General features: G+C 72.1%; 21 protein-coding genes. 9 read left to right on the top strand and 12 right to left on the bottom strand.

Features of this window, described 5'->3' with window-relative positions:
- Positions 1-3: 3 nt before the first annotated feature.
- Entirely contained in the window at positions 4-888 is an 885-nt protein-coding gene (locus OG520_RS31105; protein ID WP_406015352.1) for an SDR family NAD(P)-dependent oxidoreductase, read from the bottom strand.
- Positions 885-1,685 carry an acetoacetate decarboxylase family protein gene (locus OG520_RS31100; RefSeq protein WP_406015351.1) on the bottom strand — a complete coding sequence of 267 codons (801 nt, stop codon included), beginning with the start codon at positions 1,683-1,685 and terminating at the stop codon, positions 885-887. The genes OG520_RS31105 and OG520_RS31100 overlap by 4 nt, the downstream gene beginning before the upstream one ends.
- Before the next feature lie 141 nt (positions 1,686-1,826).
- On the opposite strand from OG520_RS31100, the gene OG520_RS31095 reads away from it, so the two are divergent.
- The 6 genes from OG520_RS31095 to OG520_RS31070 all read left to right on the top strand — a co-directional run bounded on the left by OG520_RS31095 (position 1,827) and on the right by OG520_RS31070 (position 7,403).
- A complete protein-coding gene (locus OG520_RS31095; protein WP_399325515.1) occupies positions 1,827-2,450 on the top strand; it encodes a TetR/AcrR family transcriptional regulator in 624 nt (207 codons plus the stop codon).
- A gap of 80 nt (positions 2,451-2,530) precedes the next feature.
- Complete coding sequence (locus tag OG520_RS31090; protein WP_406015350.1) at positions 2,531-3,505, top strand: DEDDh family exonuclease; 975 nt, start codon at positions 2,531-2,533, stop codon at positions 3,503-3,505.
- Positions 3,506-3,613: 108 nt separating this feature from the next.
- Entirely contained in the window at positions 3,614-3,847 is a 234-nt protein-coding gene (locus OG520_RS31085; RefSeq protein ID WP_266421122.1) for a hypothetical protein, read from the top strand.
- Between the two features lie 72 nt (positions 3,848-3,919).
- Positions 3,920-4,744 (top strand): SURF1 family protein, encoded by an 825-nt coding sequence (locus tag OG520_RS31080; RefSeq protein ID WP_399325520.1) that lies wholly within the window; start codon positions 3,920-3,922, stop codon positions 4,742-4,744.
- A gap of 98 nt (positions 4,745-4,842) precedes the next feature.
- Positions 4,843-6,642, top strand: a complete 1,800-nt coding sequence (locus OG520_RS31075) for a glycoside hydrolase family 15 protein (RefSeq protein WP_406015349.1) — start codon at positions 4,843-4,845, stop codon at positions 6,640-6,642.
- A 5-nt stretch (positions 6,643-6,647) separates the two neighbouring features.
- Positions 6,648-7,403, top strand: a complete 756-nt coding sequence (locus OG520_RS31070; RefSeq protein ID WP_399325524.1) for an SDR family oxidoreductase — start codon at positions 6,648-6,650, stop codon at positions 7,401-7,403.
- 48 nt (positions 7,404-7,451) lie between these two features.
- Here OG520_RS31070 and amaP read toward each other — a convergent pair whose 3' ends face one another.
- Genes amaP through OG520_RS31045 form a run of 5 tightly spaced genes read right to left on the bottom strand, consistent with a single transcriptional unit; the run spans position 7,452 to position 9,805 of the window.
- Positions 7,452-8,030, bottom strand: coding sequence for an alkaline shock response membrane anchor protein AmaP (amaP, locus tag OG520_RS31065; protein WP_399326749.1), 579 nt, complete (start codon positions 8,028-8,030; stop codon positions 7,452-7,454).
- A 5-nt stretch (positions 8,031-8,035) separates the two neighbouring features.
- A complete protein-coding gene (locus OG520_RS31060) occupies positions 8,036-8,752 on the bottom strand; it encodes a DUF6286 domain-containing protein (RefSeq protein WP_399325525.1) in 717 nt (238 codons plus the stop codon).
- Positions 8,749-9,111, bottom strand: a complete 363-nt coding sequence (locus tag OG520_RS31055) for a hypothetical protein (RefSeq protein WP_385331710.1) — start codon at positions 9,109-9,111, stop codon at positions 8,749-8,751. Before OG520_RS31055 ends, OG520_RS31060 begins: the two co-directional genes overlap by 4 nt.
- Positions 9,108-9,299 carry a hypothetical protein gene (locus OG520_RS31050; RefSeq protein ID WP_389977424.1) on the bottom strand — a complete coding sequence of 64 codons (192 nt, stop codon included), beginning with the start codon at positions 9,297-9,299 and terminating at the stop codon, positions 9,108-9,110. The genes OG520_RS31055 and OG520_RS31050 overlap by 4 nt, the downstream gene beginning before the upstream one ends.
- A 32-nt stretch (positions 9,300-9,331) precedes the next feature.
- On the bottom strand, positions 9,332-9,805 hold the full coding sequence (locus tag OG520_RS31045; RefSeq protein ID WP_399325527.1) for an Asp23/Gls24 family envelope stress response protein: 474 nt from the start codon (positions 9,803-9,805) through the stop codon (positions 9,332-9,334).
- Positions 9,806-9,979: 174 nt separating this feature from the next.
- Here OG520_RS31045 and OG520_RS31040 point away from each other — a divergent pair, with 174 nt between their 5' ends.
- Entirely contained in the window at positions 9,980-10,681 is a 702-nt protein-coding gene (locus tag OG520_RS31040; RefSeq protein WP_406015348.1) for a hypothetical protein, read from the top strand.
- 52 nt (positions 10,682-10,733) lie between these two features.
- Here OG520_RS31040 and OG520_RS31035 read toward each other — a convergent pair whose 3' ends face one another.
- The 3 genes from OG520_RS31035 to OG520_RS31025 form a co-directional block, all read right to left on the bottom strand.
- Positions 10,734-11,525, bottom strand: coding sequence for an enoyl-CoA hydratase/isomerase family protein (locus OG520_RS31035; protein ID WP_389977415.1), 792 nt, complete (start codon positions 11,523-11,525; stop codon positions 10,734-10,736).
- A gap of 149 nt (positions 11,526-11,674) precedes the next feature.
- The gene (locus OG520_RS31030) at positions 11,675-11,896 is read right to left on the bottom strand and encodes a helix-turn-helix domain-containing protein (protein ID WP_018518904.1); all 222 of its coding nucleotides are present in this window, start codon (positions 11,894-11,896) and stop codon (positions 11,675-11,677) included.
- A gap of 342 nt (positions 11,897-12,238) precedes the next feature.
- The gene (locus OG520_RS31025) at positions 12,239-13,837 is read right to left on the bottom strand and encodes an ABC-F family ATP-binding cassette domain-containing protein (RefSeq protein ID WP_399325532.1); all 1,599 of its coding nucleotides are present in this window, start codon (positions 13,835-13,837) and stop codon (positions 12,239-12,241) included.
- Positions 13,838-14,126: 289 nt separating this feature from the next.
- Here OG520_RS31025 and OG520_RS31020 point away from each other — a divergent pair, with 289 nt between their 5' ends.
- Together OG520_RS31020 and OG520_RS31015 are read left to right on the top strand one after the other, a co-directional pair.
- Entirely contained in the window at positions 14,127-15,017 is an 891-nt protein-coding gene (locus OG520_RS31020) for a neutral zinc metallopeptidase (RefSeq protein ID WP_406015347.1), read from the top strand.
- 104 nt (positions 15,018-15,121) lie between these two features.
- Positions 15,122-15,535 (top strand): VOC family protein, encoded by a 414-nt coding sequence (locus OG520_RS31015; RefSeq protein ID WP_266421097.1) that lies wholly within the window; start codon positions 15,122-15,124, stop codon positions 15,533-15,535.
- Positions 15,536-15,574: 39 nt separating this feature from the next.
- Here OG520_RS31015 and OG520_RS31010 read toward each other — a convergent pair whose 3' ends face one another.
- Together OG520_RS31010 and OG520_RS31005 are read right to left on the bottom strand one after the other, a co-directional pair.
- A complete protein-coding gene (locus tag OG520_RS31010; RefSeq protein ID WP_406016609.1) occupies positions 15,575-16,885 on the bottom strand; it encodes a hypothetical protein in 1,311 nt (436 codons plus the stop codon).
- 185 nt (positions 16,886-17,070) lie between these two features.
- Positions 17,071-18,198: an alpha/beta hydrolase gene (locus tag OG520_RS31005; RefSeq protein ID WP_399325537.1), complete on the bottom strand. Its 1,128-nt coding sequence runs from the start codon at positions 18,196-18,198 to the stop codon at positions 17,071-17,073.
- Positions 18,199-18,246 lie beyond the last annotated feature (48 nt).

Here is an 18,246-nt window from a genome sequence, read left to right as displayed (position 1 = left end):
TCCTCAGTCGAGTATGAAACTCTCCAGGTACGACGGGTTGGCCCGCTCCAGCATCGACTGCGACCTGGCACGGATCTGCTGGTCGCTGTGCTCGCTGTCGGGCAGCATCCAGAACCGGTCGGCGCGTATCCCGTCCACGACGGTCCCCGCGACGTCCTCCACCGGGGTGAACTCCACCTCGTGGCCCGCTGCCCGCATGGCGGATTCCCACTGGTCGAGGCTGCGGTACGGGGTTCTGCGCGGGCGCTCCTTGGCGTACCGTTCCGGCCGGTTGCGGTGCGACTCCCACAGCCCGGTACGGAGCATGTGCGGGCCGGGGAAGAGCACCGAGGCACCGACCGGCGCGCCCTCGGCCTTCAGATGTGCGTACAGCGACTCGGTCATCGTGACGACCGCGGACTTGGTGACCGCGTAGACGGAGGCGGTCGGCAGCGGGGCGATCCCGCCGTCCCCGGACGAGGTGTTGACGACATGGCCGGGGCCGCCGCCCGCGATCATGCGCGGCACGAACGCCTGGATGCCGTGGAAGACGCCCCAGACGTTGACCGCGAACGCCCACTTCCAGTCGTTCGGCTCGTGCTCCCACATCCGGCCCTCGGCCCCGGAGCCGACGCCGGCGTTGTTGCACAGCACATGCACGGCACCGAAGGTGTCGTACGCGGCTTCGGCCAGGCCCTGCACGGAGTCGCGTGCGCCGACGTCGACGACCCTGGACAGTACCTGCGCACCGTCCTGGCGCAATGCGCCCGCCGCCTTGTCGAGCGCGTCCTCTTCCACATCGGCGAGGACGACCTTCAGCCCCTCGGCGGCGAACCTGCGCGCCATCGCCAGGCCGATGCCGCTCGCGGCGCCGGTGACGACGGCGACCTGACCCTCCTCCAGTCTCATCGGACGCTCCCTTCCGGCGGGCCGTCGTGGATCTGCTGCGGGTCGTCGTAACGCTGGTGGATGTACGGCAGCAGGGCCTCGGCGCTCACCCGCTCCACGGCCCTGCCCTGCTGGTCGCTGGTCTTCTCGCCGATGGTGAGGTCGACCAGCCGTCGTACGGGGAGATCGGCGACCGGGTCGTACAACGACTCGCGCAGCACCACATCGCCCGAGATGCGTTCCAGTCTGCGGACCTTCTCGTGCCGGGTGCAGTGGATCAGGACGGGGTCGGAGTCGAAGCCCTCGCCGTCCACCGCGGGCAGGAACTTGAAGTAGAAGTCGAGCTTGGCCGTCGGTCGGGGCAGCGGTAGCGATCCGCTGACCGCGCCGCGCACCTCGACGAACTCGATGCCGTGCCTGGCGAGCGCGGCCCGGACGACGAGGCCGTCGCGTTCGACGGTCACCTCGCCGAGCTTCTTCGGTTCGCCGAACACCTCACGGCCGCCTGTCAGCGCCCGTTCATGGGTCATCGGCATGACGAGCGGATACCAGCCCTCGTGGCCGTCGTGGACGGCGGCGACGGCGACGGAGCCCGCGCCGAGCGGGTAGCCGGGGAGTTCGACCGTACTGATGCCGGCCCGGACGAGCGGGCGCTGTGCGGGTTCGAGGGGCGGCGGGAGGACGGCCGCCACCGCGTCGGGGTCGGTCTCCCAGAGGGCCACCACACCGGTGGACCAGATGTCGGGGAGTGTGGAGCGGGCCGCGCGGGCCGCCGCGATCTCGGCCTCGGTGCGCGCGCCGTACCGTACGCGTGCCATGCCGTACCACCCTTCGGGTCGTCCGTGAATCGGTTCTCCGTGTCTCGGTTCTCCGTGCCGGGTTCTGTAACACAGTTACACCGACGAGGATGAAGGGTAAATAGGCATGCACGTAACGGAGTTCGAGAATCAAGGAGTGCTGTGGCGCGATCGTCGCTGACCCGCGAAGAGGTCCTGGACACGGCCGCCGCCCTGGTGAGGCGGCACGGTCCGCAGGCCCTCACCATGCGCGCGCTCGCCGCGGAACTGGGCACCGCGGTGACGTCGATCTACTGGCACGTCGGCAATCGTGAATCGCTGCTGGACGCCCTCGTCGAGCGCACCGTGAAGGAGATGGGCACCATCCGCCCGGCCGGCCGGACCCCGGCGGCCCGCATCGTCTCCGTCGCCCGCGGCCTGCGCCGCCAACTGCGGGCCAGGCCGCATCTGATCGCGATGGTCCACGAACGAGGGCTCACCGAGCGGATGTTCCTGCCCGCGCAGCAGGCCCTCGTCCACGAGGTGCACGCCGCGGGGCTGCGCGGGACACGGGCGGCGGCAGCGGTACGGGCGGTGCAGTTCCAGACCGTCGGCTTCCTGCTCGTCGAACGCAACCGGGAACGGTCCCCCGTCCAGTCACCCGGCGAGGGCGACCTGTGGACCGCGTCCGCCGCGGACGACGATCCGGCGCTGGCCCGCGCGCTGGCCCGGCCCGCCGACCCGGACCGGCTGTTCGAGGATTCCGTGCGGGCCCTGGTGGAAGGACTGCTGGCAGGCCGCCCGTAACAAGGGGCGGGCAGCGGAACCGGTGCACAGGAGCGGGAGGCGGCCGAATAGGAGACTGTCGGTCGCGGCCCGTATTCTCTGTGACCATGCTCGACGACCGCCAGACCGCAGCACCGTGGCCGACCGCCTACCCGCAGGGGTACGCGGTCGTCGACGTGGAGACCACCGGACTCGCACGGGACGACCGGATAGTGTCCGCCGCCGTCTACCGCCTGGACGCACAGGGCAATGTCGAGGACCACTGGTACACCCTCGTCAACCCCGAACGCGATCCCGGCCCGGTCTGGATCCACGGGCTGACCACTGATGTCCTCGAAGGCGCCCCGCTCTTCCCGGAGGTCGCCGCCCAGCTCTCCGAGCGGCTCACGGACCGCGTCCTCGTCGCGCACAACGCGGCTTTCGACTGGTCGATGCTGGCCCGGGAGTACGCACGGGCCTCGGTCGTCGCCCCCGTCGAACAGCGGCTGTGCACCATCGCGCTCTCCAAGGAACTGCGGCTGCCGCTGCCCAACCACAAGCTGGAGTCGCTGGCCGCGCACTTCGGCGTCGTGCAGCAGCGCGCCCACCACGCCCTGGACGACGCCCGGGTGCTGGCCGAGGCGTTCCGGCCGAGCCTGCACGCGGCGGCGCGGGGCGGGGTGCGGCTGCCGCTGCTGGAGTGCCGGCCGCTGACCGAGTGGTCGGACTCCCCCGTCACACCGCGGATCGGCTACCAGCCCTCGTACGGTCAGAACAGCTGGCGCGCCTCGCGCAAGCGCCCGGCGTGTCCGTATCCGAACCCCGGGCGGTACGAGAAGGACAAACCCCTCATGCAGGGCATGCGGGTGGCCTTCTCCGGGGACACCTCCGTCGACCGCGAGCTGCTGGAGGACCGGGCCGTGGAGGCCGGACTGCATGTGGCGACCAGCGTGTCCCGGCTGACCAGCCTCCTGGTCACCAACGACCCGGACGCGGCGACGTCGAAGACGGTCAAGGCCAAGTCGTTCGGCACACCGATCCTGGACGAGAGCGCCTTCACCCATCTGCTGCGCGACGTGGCACCCGCGTCGGCCTGATCCGAACGGAGAACCCCGAGGTACCCGCGACGTCATCGGAGTGAACCGGCGGCGACTCGCCCGCCCGCCGCTCGCCCGCCGCCGCCACCGCGTCCCACCCTGTGGCGCATGGCACGTTGCGAGGTTTGCGGAAACGACTACGGCATGTCCTTCGAGGTGCACGCGCAGGGCGCGATGCATGTCTTCGACTGCTTCTCCTGCGCCATTCACCGCATGGCGCCCATCTGCGAGCACTGCCGGGTCCAGATCATCGGCCAGGGCGTCGAGGTCGACGGGCACTGGTTCTGCGGCGGTCACTGCGCCCGCGCCGAGGGGAAGGTGGGCATCATCGACAAAGTCTGAGCAGCGGCCGCCGCGACTCCTTCCCCCACCCCCTGCGCGATGCACCCCACGGCACAGTTGTACCGTCGTGGGGTGTACCGCTTCCTGTTGACCCGGCAGTGGCTGATCCTCGCCCTCCTCGCCCTCGTCCTGATTCCCACGATGGTCGAGCTGGGCTTCTGGCAGCTGCACCGGCATGAGCACAAGGTCGCGCAGAACTCCCTGATCTCCCGCAACCTCAAGGCGAAGCCGGTTCCGGTCTCCTCGCTCACCGCTCCGGGGCACACGGTCCCGCGCTCCGACTACTGGCGGACGGTGACGGCCACGGGTACGTACGACACCGCCCATCAGGTGGTCGTACGCCGCAGGACCTCCACCGACGGCCGGATCGGCGTCCATGTGCTGATCCCGCTCGACCTCAAGGGCGGCGGCACGGTCCTGGTCAACCGCGGCTGGGTGCCCTCCGCCGACAGTCAGCGCGCCTTCCCCGATGTGCCGGCCGTGCCCGGCGGCGAAGTGACCGTCACCGGACGGCTCAAGGCCGACGAGACGACGAGTGCCAGCGGCATCAAGGACATCTCGGACCTGCCGGACCGCCAGGTGATGCTGATCAACAGCGCCCAGGAGGCCAAGCGGCTCTCCCGGCCGGTGCTCGGCGGCTACATCGAGCAGACCGCGCCCGAGTCCGCAGGTGGCTCCCCGGAACTGATCGAGGCCCCGGACGACAGCTCGATCGGCCCGCACATGGCGTACGCCGTGCAGTGGTGGCTCTTCGCCGCCGGTGTCCCGGTCGGGTTCGTGGTCCTGGCCCGCCGGGAGAAGCGCGACCGGGTGGAGGCAGCGGCCAAGGACGCCGCCGGGGCGCAGCAGCCCTCCGAACCGGAAAAGCCGGAGAAGCCGGAGCCCGCCACGGCGTGACGCCGTGTCCGCCGGATGCGGGCCGGGGCGTTCCGGCCGGGTGACCCCCGCCGTCCGGGTTTGCTTAACGAGGCCCAGGTTCGGGAACACGCCAGAACGTGACTCCACGCATCGAGGACTACGGCCTCATCGGCGATCTCCAGACAGCCGCCCTGGTCGGCAGAAACGGTTCTGTCGACTGGCTCTGTCTGCCCCGCTTCGACTCGGGCGCCTGCTTCGCCGCCCTGCTCGGCGACGAGGACAACGGCCACTGGCGGATCGCCCCGAAGGGGGCGGAGACCTGCACCCGGCGCGGCTACGCGGGTGAGTCCCTCGTCCTGGAGACGTTCTGGGAGACCCGCACCGGCACGGTCAAGGTCATCGACTTCATGCCGCAGCGTGACCGGGAACCCGACGTCATGCGGATCATCGAGGGCATCAGCGGCACGGTCGAGATGAGCTCCGTGATCCGGCTGCGCTTCGACTTCGGCTCGGTCGTGCCGTGGGTGCGCCGCTCGCAGGGGCACCGGGTGGCGGTCGCGGGGCCGGACTCGGCCTGGCTGCGCAGCGAGCCGCCGGTCAAGACCTGGGGCCAGCAGTTCTCCACCTGCTCGTCCTTCACCGTCTCCGCGGGCGAGAAGGTGGCGTTCGTACTGACCTGGCACCCCTCGCACTCGCCCCGCCCCGAGCTCGTCGATCCCCACCAGGCCCTGGAGACCACCCTGTCCGACTGGGCCGAGTGGTCCTCGCGGTGCAAGTACCGGGGCCCCTACCGGGAAGCGGTGATCCGCTCGCTGATCACGCTGAAGGCGCTGACCTTCGGCCCGACCGGCGGCATCGTGGCAGCGCCCACCACCTCGCTGCCGGAGGAGATCGGGGGCGTACGGAACTGGGACTACCGCTTCTGCTGGCTGCGGGACTCCACGCTGACCCTCGGCGCCCTCATCTCGGCCGGCTACCTGGAGGAGGCCGCCGCCTGGCGGGACTGGCTGCTGCGGGCGGTCGCCGGCGACCCGGCCGACCTGCAGATCATGTACGGCCTCGCGGGCGAACGCAGACTGCCCGAGGCGGAGCTGCCGTGGCTGCGCGGATACGAGAGCTCCGCCCCGGTCCGGATCGGCAACGCCGCGGTCCGCCAGCGTCAGCTCGATGTGTACGGGGAGGTCATCGACTCCTTGCGGCTCGCGCGCGAGGCGGGTCTGGACGACAAGCCGCACGCCTGGAATCTGCAGCTCAGCCTGCTCGGCTTCCTGGAATCCACCTGGCGCGAGCCGGACGAGGGGCTGTGGGAGATCCGCGGCCAGCGCCGCCACTTCGTGCACTCCAAGGTGATGGCCTGGGTCGCCGCCGACCGTGCCGTACACACCCTGGAGAACAATCCCGCGCTGACCGGCGACCCCGACCGGTGGCGGGCGATGCGGGACGCCGTGCACCGGGAGGTGTGCGAGAAGGGCTACGACCCGGAACGGAACACCTTCACGCAGTCCTACGGCTCCCGGAACCTGGACGCCGCGACGCTGCTGATCGCCCGGACGGGCTTCCTGCCGCCGGACGATCCCCGGCTGATCGGAACGGTCGACGCGGTCCGGGCCGAGCTCGGCAGCGGCTGCCTGGTCCGCCGCTACAGCACGGACGGCTCCTCGATCGACGGGCTGCCCGGCAGTGAGGGCGCCTTTCTGGCGTGCTCGTTCTGGATGGCCGACGCCCTGCTCCTGACCGGGCGCGCCGAAGAGGCCAGAGATCTCTTCGAGCAGCTCCTGGCGCTCCGCAACGATGTGGGGCTGCTCGCCGAGGAGTACGACACCGCCGGGTGCCGTCAGCTGGGCAACTTCCCGCAGGCGTTCAGCCACATCGGCCTCGTGGGCACCGCCATGGCACTGGCCGGGGAGGACACGCTGGAGCCCGACGCGGCAGGATAGGGGCCATGGATCTTGGACTGAAGGACCGTGTGTACATCGTCACCGGAGCGACCCGGGGGCTGGGCAACGCCACGGCGCGGGTGCTCGCCGACGACGGCGCGAGGGTGATCGTCACCGGCCGGGACAAGAAGCGTGCCGAGGCCGCCGCCGCCGAACTGGGGCCGGACGCGGTCGGCCTCGCCGCCGACAACGCCGACCCCGCGTCCGCACAGCGCCTGGTGGACGCGGCGCACGAGCGGTTCGGGCGGCTCGACGGCATTCTCATCAGCGTCGGCGGACCGGCTCCCGGTTTCCTGGCCGACAACACCGACGAGCAGTGGCAGTCGGCCTTCGAGTCGGTGTTCCTGGGCGCGGTACGTCTCGCCAGGGCCGCGGCGGCCGTGCTCGGCGAGGGCGGTGTCATCGGCTTCGTGCTCTCCGGCTCCGTGTACGAGCCGATCGCCGGGCTGACCATCTCCAACGGTCTGCGTCCCGGCCTGGCCGGTTTCGCCAAGTCCCTGGCCGACGAGCTCGGTCCCCGCGGCATCCGGGTGGTGGGCGTGCTGCCGGCCCGGATCGACACGGACCGGGTACGTGAACTGGACGCCCTCGCGGGCGACGCGGAGGCCTCCCGGGCGGCCAACGAGGCGCGGATCCCGCTGCGGCGCTACGGCACGCCGGAGGAGTTCGGCCGGACCGCGGCGTTCCTGCTCTCGCCCGCGGCGTCGTATCTGACGGGCGTCATGGTGCCGGTCGACGGCGGTTCCCGGCACGGTTTCTGAACCGGGTCCGTCCCCCGGTCGCCGGCCGACCCGTCCGGCGACCGGCTGTCAGCTCACCCGCTCCGCGCGGTGCTTGACCGCCCTCAGCCGTACCTCGGCCGGCAGCTCGGCCAGCCCCGCCGAATCCCGCGCATGGGCCAGCGCCTCGTCGGTGAGGCGGCCGAGCGCCTCGTCCGGCGCCGCGTGCGGCTCCATCAGCAGGCGGATCCGGGCATGCGGCGAGCTGCGCCGGCCGGTCAGCGCGACCTGGGCGCGGGCCACCCCGTCCAGCGTCCCCGCCTCGTCGGCGAGCACCGTCTCCAGGGCCCGGCCCCGCAGCAGCGCCCCCTCGCCGTCGCCGCTGTCCACCAGCACCTCGGCGAGGCGGGCGCGACGCAGTTGGGCCAGCAGCCACCACAGGGCGAGGACGACCACGACGGCGAGAACGGCGATGACCGTCGGCCACCACCAGCCCTGGTCGCGCCAGCGGTCCCGGTCGGCCTCGCTGATGAGCACATCGCGCTTGCCGTACCAGGGCCACCAGGACGGTACGGAGAGGCCGAGACCGGTGGCGAGCACCGCGCCGCCGCCGCAGATCAGTACCAGCCCGGCCAGGCCGAGCAGTACCCGGTTGACGGTCCTGAGCAACGGGCTCACCCCTTCTTCGCGGGCCGGCGGACATGCACGGACAGGCTCGGCGGCCTGGCCAGCCCCAGTTCCCTGATGCCGGTCCCGAGCACGGTGTCCAGATCGGCCCGTACGTCGTCGAGTTCACGGAAGTGCGACACGGCGCGCACCACCGCCCTGCTCCGCCCCATCCGGACCCGTACCGACTGCACCCCGGACACCTCGACGGCCCGGTCGCGCAGGACCAGTGCGGCCGCGGACCGGTCGAGGGCGGCCCGTACGCCGGGACGGTCGCGGCGCATCGGCAGCAGGTCGCGGAGCCCGGGGGTGACGGCGAGCACCAGCAGCCACAGGCCGATCGCCACGGCGACCGCCGCGGCGCCGAGCAGCCAGGCGCTCTCCAGCGGGCGCCGGGCGAGCTCGTCGGCCAGCGCCCTTCGCCACCGCATCGCGGGGCGGTCGGCCCGCACCGCCACCACGTCGTAGAGCAGCAGGCCACTGCCGCCGAGGACCACGAGCGCGAGGACCGCGGCGGGGACGCGGCGCGCGGACCAGAAGCGGCCCGCCCTGCCGCCGCCCTCCCGCTGTGCGGGCACCGGGTCGTACGCGGCGGACGAGGCGGACTGGTCGAGTGGGAGCACATCCCCCTTCTCTTCGGGCGCATCCCCCTTCCCGGCCTCTTCGACCGGGCCGGTGGTGGGCAGCCGTCGCGTAGGGTGCTCGGGTTCATGGGGCTCGGTCATCGGATCCTCCCCTGTGCCGCGATGCTCGCTCCCGTCGGATGCAGGCGCTCGACCTGTACGGCCACCTCGGGCACTTCCATCCCCGCCAACGCCTTTACCCGCTCGGCGACATGCCGACGCACCCCGCCGCACTGGCGGCCGATGTCGGAGGGGTATCCGAGCTCCAGGCTCACCCGGACCCGGGCGGTGTCCCGGTGCACCGTGACCGTGGCGTGCGGTGCGGCGCCCTCCTCCGGCGGCTCGTCGATCGCCTCCTTCGCCGCCTGTGCGGCGATCTTCGCGACCACCCGGTCGGCGATCCGGGTCTCCCCGCGCTCACCTGCGGCGATCCGGCCGCTCGCCCCCGACAACGCCGTCACCGCCGTCGGTCGCCGCGCTCGCGACTCCGGAAGAAGTCGCCGGGTTCCAGGTCGCCCTCCAGGAGGCGGCCGACGACGAAGCCGACCGCTCCCAGGGCCGCCACCAGCAGGAAGGCCCCGAAACCGCCGAAGTACCCGGCGAATCCGAGTGCCATGCCGGCCACCATGCCGACCACAGCCATGCTCATCGTGCGCTCCTCAACTGCCTCGCGCCGGAGGCCTACTGGAGACGTGGCTCGGGCTGGTCGTCGTCATCGGCCTCGTCGGGCAGCTTCACGTCGCTCACCGCGATATTGACCTCGACGACCTCCAGACCGGTCATCCGCTCGACCGCCGCGACCACGTTCTCCCGTACGTCACGGGCGACGTCGGAGATCGCAACGCCGTAGTCGACGACGATCTCCAGGTCGAGAGCGGTCTGCGACTCACCGACCTCCGCCTTCACCCCGCGGGTGACGGACTTGCCACCACCGGGTACCCGGTCGCGCACCGCTCCGAAGGTGCGCGAGAAACCGCTGCCCATCGCGTGGACGCCGACCACGTCGCGTGCCGCCATTCCCGCGATCTTCTCGACCACTCCGTCGGCGATGGTCGTACGGCCACGGGTGGCGGGGGCTCCCCCGCCGCGCTTGGTGAGCGGGCTCGACTCCTTGTCGGGGCTCTCGGGCCGGTTCCGCTGTGTGGTGTCGGTCATCGCCATTCTTCCCTTCGGGGCAGGTTGGGACCCAGGGCCTCTCGTCCGGACCAGACCGGGCTCGCGGGGTCTGGCACTGCGCCCCGTTCCGCCCTGATCCAAATGAAAGGCCCTCTTTGCCCACATTAGGTGCGCTTGCCCCGTACCGCGCCGTGGATGCGGCAGGCTGGGGAAATGACGACGGCTGACGGCCCGCGCGGGGCCGACGGATGGACAGCGGCGGTCCGGCAACGGCTCGGCCTCGGCCGGCTGCTTCCGCTGGGCGGTCCGGCGGACGGGGCCTGGATCTCCGAGCGGGCCGCGGTCACGGTGCTGCGCGGCGTGGTGGCGGGACCGGGCCCCGGCCCCGTGCTCGGGGAGCTCAGGATCTCGGTGGCCGATCCGGACGGGGCACCGGACGCGGAGGTGGAGCCGCCGCCCAGCGCACTGCCGCCGGGGCCGCTGCGGATCGAGGCGACCATGTCGGCCGTGTCCGGTCAGCCGCTGCCCGCCGCGGCCGAGGCGCTGCGCTCGGCGCTGCTGACGGCGGCCTCGCAGCGGCTCGGCCTGGTGGTGGCCACGGTGGACGTCCGGGTGACGGAGCTGCTGGACACACCGCCCGATCGGCCTGCTCCCGTCCCGGCCGAGGTGCGCGGGGCACGGGCGGAGGGGGTGGCGGCGACCGCGGCTGCGGGTGTTCCGGGTGTGGTGACGTTGACCCGGGTGCTGGGCCATGCGGTGCACACGGGCCCGGACCGGGTGCGGGTCGAGCTGGCGACGGATCCGGGCCACCGGGCGCTCGACGTGGCCCGTGCGGTGCGGGGCGCCGTGGCGAACGCCGTGGAGGGGCACCCCTCGGTCGCGGTGCTGGTCACCGCGGTGGTGGAGCGGGGCTGAGCGCGGGGCGGGCCCGGGGCGCCGGGCCCGCCCGCGGTCGTGGGACGGGCGCTCAGTCGGTGATGCCCGCCAGATCGCGCAGCCGACGGCCCTGCGCGGCGCGTTCGGCGACGCGCTGCTCCTCGTAACCACGGGAGACGGCACCGCTCAGCAGCGCCTTGGTCTCCACGACGGCGTCGCGCGGGGCGGCCAGCAGCGCGCCGGCCAGATCGCGGGCCGCGGCGTCCAGCTCACCGGCGGGGACGACGAGGTTGGCCAGGCCGGTGCGCTCGGCCTCCTCGGCGTGCACGAAGCGGCCCGTGGCGCAGATTTCGAGCGCGCGGGCGTACCCCACCAGGTTCACCAGGGGGTGCGTGCCGGTGAGGTCGGGCACCAGACCGAGGCTGGTCTCGCGCATGGCGAACTGCACGTCCTCGGCGACGATCCGCAGATCGCAGGCGAGGGCGAGCTGGAAGCCGGCACCGATCGCATGTCCCTGGACGGCCGCGATCGACACGATGTCGTTGCGGCGCCACCAGCTGAACGCCTCCTGGTACTCGGCAATGGTCGCGTCGAGCTCGGCCTCCGGGCCGCGCGCCATGTCGAGGAAGGACGGCTCGCCGTCGAACCCCTCGGGGGTGAACGCCTGCCGGTCGAGTCCCGCGGAGAAGGACTTGCCCTCGCCGCGGAGCACGACGACCCGCACACTTCCGGGCAGTGCCCGGCCGGCCTCCGTCAACGCCCGCCACAGAGCGGGGGACTGAGCGTTGCGCTTGGCCGGATTGGTGAGGGTCACCGTGGCGACCGCGTCGTCGACGGTGAGTCGTACGCCGTCCTTGTCGAGCACAGAGTCGAGCGAGGTCATGAGGCGCCTCCGGATCGGTTCAGTCAGCACGCAGAGCTAAGTGACTGAACAGTAACCACCCGGTCGGCATCACTGCCGACCGGGTGGCCACCGCCGAAACCGGTGAGCCCCGGGACAGGCCGGACGACCTGCCCCGACGGCCTGGGGCGTCAGGCCGTTGCGGCCTTCTTGCCCCGTGTCGCTCCGCCGCGTCCCCGCAGCGTGACTCCGGACTCACTGAGCATCCGGTGGACGAATCCGTAGGAGCGGCCGGTCTCTTCGGCCAACGCCCGGATGCTCGCACCGGAGTCGTACTTCTTCTTCAGGTCTGCCGCGAGCTTGTCACGCGCGGCGCCGGTAACCCGGCTGCCCTTCTTCAGAGTCTCGGCCACCCGTGCCTCCTCATGGGAAGTGCGCTCTGGACTCTCATGATCACCCCTCGGGAGCTTCCTGGCCACCCATTCGGCAAGGTCCGTGCAACCCGGTTCCCGGCCGGGGAAGGGCTCCACACGACCGGAATCTCGCATTCCGCAGGGTTGTGGCGGCCGGTGGGGCTGGGTCCCGGAAGAACCGGCAGGTCAGGGCCACACGGGGTGCGCGGCCCCCATATGGGTGCGCCCGGCAGGTATCTGCCGGGCGCCGCGCCGGGGTACGAGACGTACTCACGCAGATGATGGATCACGGGTAGGCCGAATGATCCAGACGGAGTGGATCAGACGGACAGCGGGACGGGATCAGGCCAGTGCGACCAGGTCCCGGTAGTCCGCGCCCCACATGTCCTCGACGCCGTCCGGCAGCAGGATGATGCGCTCCGGCTGGAGGGCCTCGACCGCTCCCTCGTCGTGCGTGACGAGGACGACGGCGCCCTTGTACGTGCGCAGCGCGCCGAGGATCTCCTCGCGGCTGGCGAGGTCGAGGTTGTTCGTCGGCTCGTCGAGGAGCAGGACGTTGGCGGAGGAGACGACCAGGGTCGCGAGTGCGAGGCGGGTCTTCTCGCCGCCGGAGAGGACACCGGCGGGCTTGTCGACGTCATCGCCGGAGAAGAGGAAGGAGCCCAGCGTCTTGCGGACCTCGACGAGGTCGAGGTCGGGCGCCGCGGAGCGCATGTTCTCCAGGACGGTGCGGTCCGGGTCGAGGGTCTCGTGCTCCTGGGCGTAGTAGCCGAGCTTGAGGCCGTGGCCCTCGATCACGTCGCCGGTGTCGGGCTTCTCGGCGCCGCCGAGGAGCCGCAGCAGTGTGGTCTTGCCCGCGCCGTTGAGGCCGAGGATGACGACCCGGGAGCCCTTGTCGATGGCGAGATCCACATCGGTGAAGATTTCGAGGGAACCGTACGATTTGGACAGGCCCTCCGCCATCAGGGGGGTCTTGCCGCACGGAGCGGGCTCGGGGAAGCGGAGCTTGGCGACCTTGTCGGAGACCCGGACGGCCTCCAGACCGGAGAGCAGCCGCTCGGCGCGCTTGGCCATGTTCTGCGCGGCGACGGTCTTGGTGGCCTTCGCGCGCATCTTGTCGGCCTGCGAGTTGAGGGCGGCGGCCTTCTTCTCGGCGTTCTGCCGCTCGCGCTTGCGGCGCTTCTCGTCGGCCTCGCGCTGCTGCTGGTAGAGCTTCCAGCCCATGTTGTAGATGTCGATCTGCGAGCGATTGGCGTCGAGGTAGAAGACCTTGTTGACGACCGTCTCGACGAGCTCGGCATCGTGGGAGATCACGATGAAGCCGCCGCGGTAGGTCTTGAGGTAGTCGCGCAGCCAGACGATCGAGTCGGCGTCGAGGTGGTTGGTCGGCTCGTCGAGCAGCAGGATGTCGGCGTCCGAGAAGAGGATCCGGGCCAGCTCGACACGGCGGCGCTGACCGCCGGAGAGCGTGTGGAGCGGCTGGCCGAGCACCCGGTCGGGCAGGCTGAGCGCGGCGGCGATGGTGGCGGCCTCGGCCTCGGCGGCGTATCCGCCCTTGGTGAGGAACTCCGTCTCCAGGCGCTCGTACTTCTTCATCGCCTTCTCGCGGGTGGCGCCCTTGCCGGTCGCCATCCGCTCCTCGTTCTCCCGCATCTTGCGCAGGATCTCGTCGAGGCCGCGGGCGGAGAGGATGCGGTCGCGGGCCAGCACGTCGAGGTCGCCGGTGCGGGGGTCCTGCGGGAGGTAGCCCACCTCGCCGGAGCGGGTGATGGTGCCGCCGACGGGGTTGCCCTCGCCGGCGAGGCACTTGGTGAGCGTGGTCTTGCCCGCTCCGTTGCGGCCGACGAGGCCGATGCGGTCGCCCTTGGCGATGCGGAAGGAGGCGGACTCGATGAGGATGCGGGCGCCGGCACGCAGCTCGATGCCGGAAGCGGTGATCACGGTAAAACTCCAGGGCGGTTGGACGGCTGACGGGACGAGGGCGGAGGTGTCTCGACGCCGCTAATGCACAAGGAGAATTGCCATACGGGCCATTCTACTGGCGGTGTGCAACTGCTTTTCCGCATGCACCCATGGCACGTGCCCGATACCTGCATGGAAGGTGCCCGGCCGTCGCCCGGCGTCGCCGCCCCACTCCACCGTGCGACCAAAAAGGGCATCACGGTGTGAACTACCCAATACTCGGCGGAGGTGGCAAGACCACCGCGGCCGGAGCGGAGGGTGGTGCCCCATGCAGTTCGACGACGACGCCGACCTGGACACGTCCGAGGTCCAGGATGCGCGCGGCAGCCGGATCCCGGGCGGCAGGGCCACCGTGGGCGGCGGCATCGTCGGCATCATCGCGCTGATCCTGGGGCTGCTCTTCGGTGTCGGCCCCGATCAGCTCGGCCTCTCGTCCGGCGGACCGGACACGACCGCGACCGCGTCGACGGCGGCACAGGTGGAGCAGTCCTGCCGGACCGGGCGGGATGCGAACACCAGGGACGACTGCCGGACCGTGGCGGTGGTCAACAGCGTGCAGGACTTCTGGCGGCAGGAGTTCCGGCGGCGTCAGGGCACGTACACGCCTTCGCGCACGGTCCTGTTCAGCGACCGGATCGGCACCGCGTGCGGCTCCGCGACCTCGGCGGTCGGGCCGTTCTACTGCCCGGGTGACCGGCAGGTCTACCTGGATCTGGGGTTCTTCGACGAACTGCGGACCAAGTTCGGCTCCAGCGGCGGCCCGTTCGCCGAGGCCTATGTCGTCGCCCATGAGTACGGACACCATGTGCAGGACCTGATGGGGACGCTGGACCGGTCCCAGGACGGCCGGACCGGCGCGAACAGCAACGCGGTCCGGGTGGAGCTGCAGGCGGACTGCTACGCCGGGGTCTGGGCGCATCACGCGACGACCACACCCGACGAGTCGACCGGGCGGCCGCTGATCACCTCACTGACGCAGGGGGACATCCGGGACGGGCTCGACGCGGCGGCCGCGGTCGGCGACGACCGGATCCAGGAGAAGTTCCAGGGCCGGGTCACGCCGGAGTCCTGGACGCACGGTTCGGCCGCGCAGCGACAGCAGTGGTTCACCACCGGCTTCCGCAGCGGCGACATGGCCGACTGCAACACCTTCCGCTGAGCCCCGGACCCCGGGGCCGCGCCGGGCCGTTGTCAGTGGCCGATGGAAGACTGAGACACAGATCACAGAAGCGGGTCACGGGAGTACGAGAAGAGGTGAGCGCCATGGCAGGCGCACAGGCCGGCGTTCCGACGATCTATCCGACGATTCTGTACGACGACGCGAAGGCCGCGATCAGGACGCTGACGGAGGGCCTCGGCTTCACCGAGGAAGCGGTGTACGAGGGCGAGGGCGGCCAGGTGCTCCATGCCGAGCTGTCCTGCGGCAACGGCAGGGTGATGCTGGGCTCCAGGGGCCGCGAGGGCGTCTTCGCCAAGGCGATGCAGGGAGCGGGTCCCGCCGGCGTCTACGTCGTGGTCGACGAGGTCGACGCGCACCATGCCAGAGCCGTGGAGCACGGGGTGGAGATCCTGATGCCGCCCACCGATCAGGACTACGGCTCGCGTGACTACATGGCGCGGGACGCCGAGGGCAATGTGTGGAGCTTCGGTACGTACGCGCCGGGGTCGGCGGACTGACGGCCGGGCGGGCCGGGGCGGCCCGTCCGGCGCGGGGTGTCAGGCGCCGCCGGTGTGCACCTGGAACGCGGCCCGGCGCACCGCCTTGGCCAGCGCCGGGTCCGGGTGCGCGGCGGCCAGGGCCACCAGCACCTGCACGGTGCGCGGGTGGCCGACGGCCCGTACCTCGTCCAGCAGGGCCGGCACCGTGCCCTGGACGGCCGAGTCGAGATGGCGGACCAGCAGCCCGGTCTCGCCGTGGTCGGCGACGGCCGCCGCGGTGTCGACCCAGAGCCAGGTGGCCTCCTCCCGGCTGAGGACGTCCTGGGCGTCCTCGGGGTCGGCTCCGTCGTACTCGGCCAGCCAGAGCAGCGCGTAGGGGCGCAGCGAGGGGTCGGCGACGACGGAGCGCACCTCGGGCTCGGCGGGGGCGCCGACGACCCGGAGCGCCTCGAAGGCGAGCCCCCGCAGGAGCGCGTCCTCTCCGCGGGCGACGGCGAGGAGTTCGGCGACGGCGCTGCCGACCGGGCGGGCGGCCAGCCAGGCCCGGTATTCGTCGCGGGCCGGGCCGGGGGTGAGCCGGGCGCAGCCGAGCAGCATGTCGGCGGCGGACTGCTCGATGTTCCCGGCCGGGCTCTGGGCCGCGACGCAGATCTGTTCCAGCTTGACCCAGACCGCCCAGTTGCCGAGCGGGGTGAGGGTGGCGTGTCCGGCGCCGAGGGTGAGTGCGCCGACGGCGGCCAGCCCCTCCAGTGCCCAGTCCAGCAGCAGCGCCACCAGGGCGGCCGGGTGCACGGCGGGAGCGGACTCGGCCGGGACCGGCAGCGACTGGGGCCCGTAGGGCACTTCGCAACGCTCCTCGCGGAGTTCCGCGACGCGCTGGCCGAGCAGGTCCAGCAGGGCGGGCACGGTGACCGGGCCCGCCGAGAGCTGGAGGAGGGAGAGGACCTGCGGCACGGCCTCGACGGCCTCGGCGACCGCGGTGGACTCGATGTCCGCGGGCGCCGGGTGGACGAGCGACCAGGCGTCGAAGAGCGCCACCCAGCCGCGGAGCACGGCGGAGTCGTCGCGGTCCCAGGCGCGCAGCCGCCACCCGGGGCGCGCGGTGTCGCCGTGCAGTTCGACGAGGCCGGCGAGCCTGGCCCGGTCCCAGCCGGAGCGCACCTGGGCCGGGGACAATTCCAGAGCTGTCGCGGCCCGTTGGAGCGCCTGGGCGGCGAGCGGTGGTGCGCCGGGGATCGCGCCGTCGGCTGCCCAGTGGGCGATCCGTACGGCGTCGGCGAGGGCCGTCCTGGCCTGCCGGGCCAGTTCCGACCGGGGCGGGGTGCCCTCCGGAGGGCGGGGGGCCGGCCTGGTGCGCCGGGTGGTCACGGCCTTGCGAGCGGTGGCAAGGGGTCGCGGGCGGACAAGTCGCAGCCTGGAGTCGCGCGGGTTACGGGACGTCACGGGGAGCAGTCTTGCTCCTGACGGCCCGAAAGCCCAAACGGAACCCGAATTCCCGGTGGAGGGGCCGGTGGACGGGGCCCGGGACCAAACGGCCGATCCCCCTCATCAGGTCACATCAGGGGCGTCAGGAAGCGGCGCAGGGTCTCTTCGTAGTGGGCCGGGTCGGCATTCCACATCGCCGCATGCGGAGCCTGCGGCACGGCGTGCAGAGCGATCAGGTCCGGGCGGCGGGCGGCGAGATCGCGGGACGGCTGCCAGGGGGCGAGCCGGTCGTCGGGGCCGTGGAAGATCAGGGTCGGGGCGTGCAGGGCCGGTGCGAAGGAGCCGTCCAGCAGCCGGGCGCCGTGCAGTCCGGTCTGCCCCTCGGCGGCGCGGACGGCGAGCGGCAGCAGGGCGGCTGGGACGCCCCGCGCGACGGCCAGGGCGCGCAGCGTGGCGACCCAGTCCAGCACCGGGGAGTCGAGGACGAGACCGCAGATCCGGTCGCGCAGCGCGGAGTTGACGGCCGCGTGCAGCGCCATCGAGGCGCCGGTGGACCAGCCGTGCAGGACGACCTTCTCGGCTCCGTACCGCACGGCGAAGCGGATCGCGGCGTCCAGGTCGCGCCATTCGGATTCGCCGAGATGGGCGAGGCCGTCGGGGGAACGCGGGGCTCCGGCGTCGCCGCGGTAGGCCAGGTCGAGCACGGGCAGGCGCAGGTCGTGCAGGAACCTCATGACGTTCATGGGGTGTTCCCTGGTGGTGCCGAGGCCGTGCACCGTGATGACCCAGGTGTCGCGGGGGCCGGGCAGGAACCAGGCGGGCAGGGTGCCGAGTTCGCCGGGGATCTCGACCTCCCGGTGGTGGAGGCCGAGCGCCGAGAACGGGTCGCCGCTGTGCAGCTGCGGGGTGACGCGGACCTTGGCGCCGGTCTCCAGGCTGCCGCGGTCGACGCGTTCCAGTCTGCGGACGACGGTGTCGGGGGCGTGGTGGGCGTGCTCGATCACCGGGCCGACCACGGCATGGACGTCCTTGCTCACCAGTCCGTACATGCCGGGCCGCAGGGCGGTGAAGGAGCGGGTCAGGGTGACCTGCCCGGCCGCCGTGGCGTGCACGGTGAGTCTGCGGTCGGCGGGGAGCGGTCGTCCGGACGGCGCCCTGAGGGCGGCGTCGCTGGCGAACCGGCCGGCCGCGACCGCTGCCGCACCGACGCCGAGGATCGTGGTGACGGCTGCTGCCGTAACTGTTGCCGGGCGCACTGCTCCAGTGTCGTGGGGGGTGCGGGACCCTGCCAGCGGACGGGGGCT

This window comes from Streptomyces sp. NBC_00984, assembly GCF_045162475.1.
GTDB lineage: Bacteria > Actinomycetota > Actinomycetes > Streptomycetales > Streptomycetaceae > Streptomyces.
This window is presented reverse-complemented; position numbering and strand designations above follow the sequence as displayed.

Excerpts from the sequence above, each read along its gene's own strand:
- OG520_RS31105 (WP_406015352.1), bottom strand. The coding sequence starts at position 888 with ATGAGACTGGAGGAGGGTCAGGTCGCCGTCGTCACCGGCGCCGCGAGC.
- OG520_RS31100 (WP_406015351.1), bottom strand. The coding sequence starts at position 1,685 with ATGGCACGCGTACGGTACGGCGCGCGCACCGAGGCCGAGATCGCGGCG.
- OG520_RS31085 (WP_266421122.1), top strand. The coding sequence starts at position 3,614 with ATGGCACGTTGCGAGGTTTGCGGAAACGACTACGGCATGTCCTTCGAG.
- OG520_RS31070 (WP_399325524.1), top strand. The coding sequence starts at position 6,648 with ATGGATCTTGGACTGAAGGACCGTGTGTACATCGTCACCGGAGCGACC.
- OG520_RS31060 (WP_399325525.1), bottom strand. The coding sequence starts at position 8,752 with ATGACCGAGCCCCATGAACCCGAGCACCCTACGCGACGGCTGCCCACC.
- OG520_RS31050 (WP_389977424.1), bottom strand. The coding sequence starts at position 9,299 with ATGAGCATGGCTGTGGTCGGCATGGTGGCCGGCATGGCACTCGGATTC.
- OG520_RS31045 (WP_399325527.1), bottom strand. The coding sequence starts at position 9,805 with ATGACCGACACCACACAGCGGAACCGGCCCGAGAGCCCCGACAAGGAG.
- OG520_RS31040 (WP_406015348.1), top strand. The coding sequence starts at position 9,980 with ATGACGACGGCTGACGGCCCGCGCGGGGCCGACGGATGGACAGCGGCG.
- OG520_RS31035 (WP_389977415.1), bottom strand. The coding sequence starts at position 11,525 with ATGACCTCGCTCGACTCTGTGCTCGACAAGGACGGCGTACGACTCACC.
- OG520_RS31020 (WP_406015347.1), top strand. The coding sequence starts at position 14,127 with ATGCAGTTCGACGACGACGCCGACCTGGACACGTCCGAGGTCCAGGAT.
- OG520_RS31015 (WP_266421097.1), top strand. The coding sequence starts at position 15,122 with ATGGCAGGCGCACAGGCCGGCGTTCCGACGATCTATCCGACGATTCTG.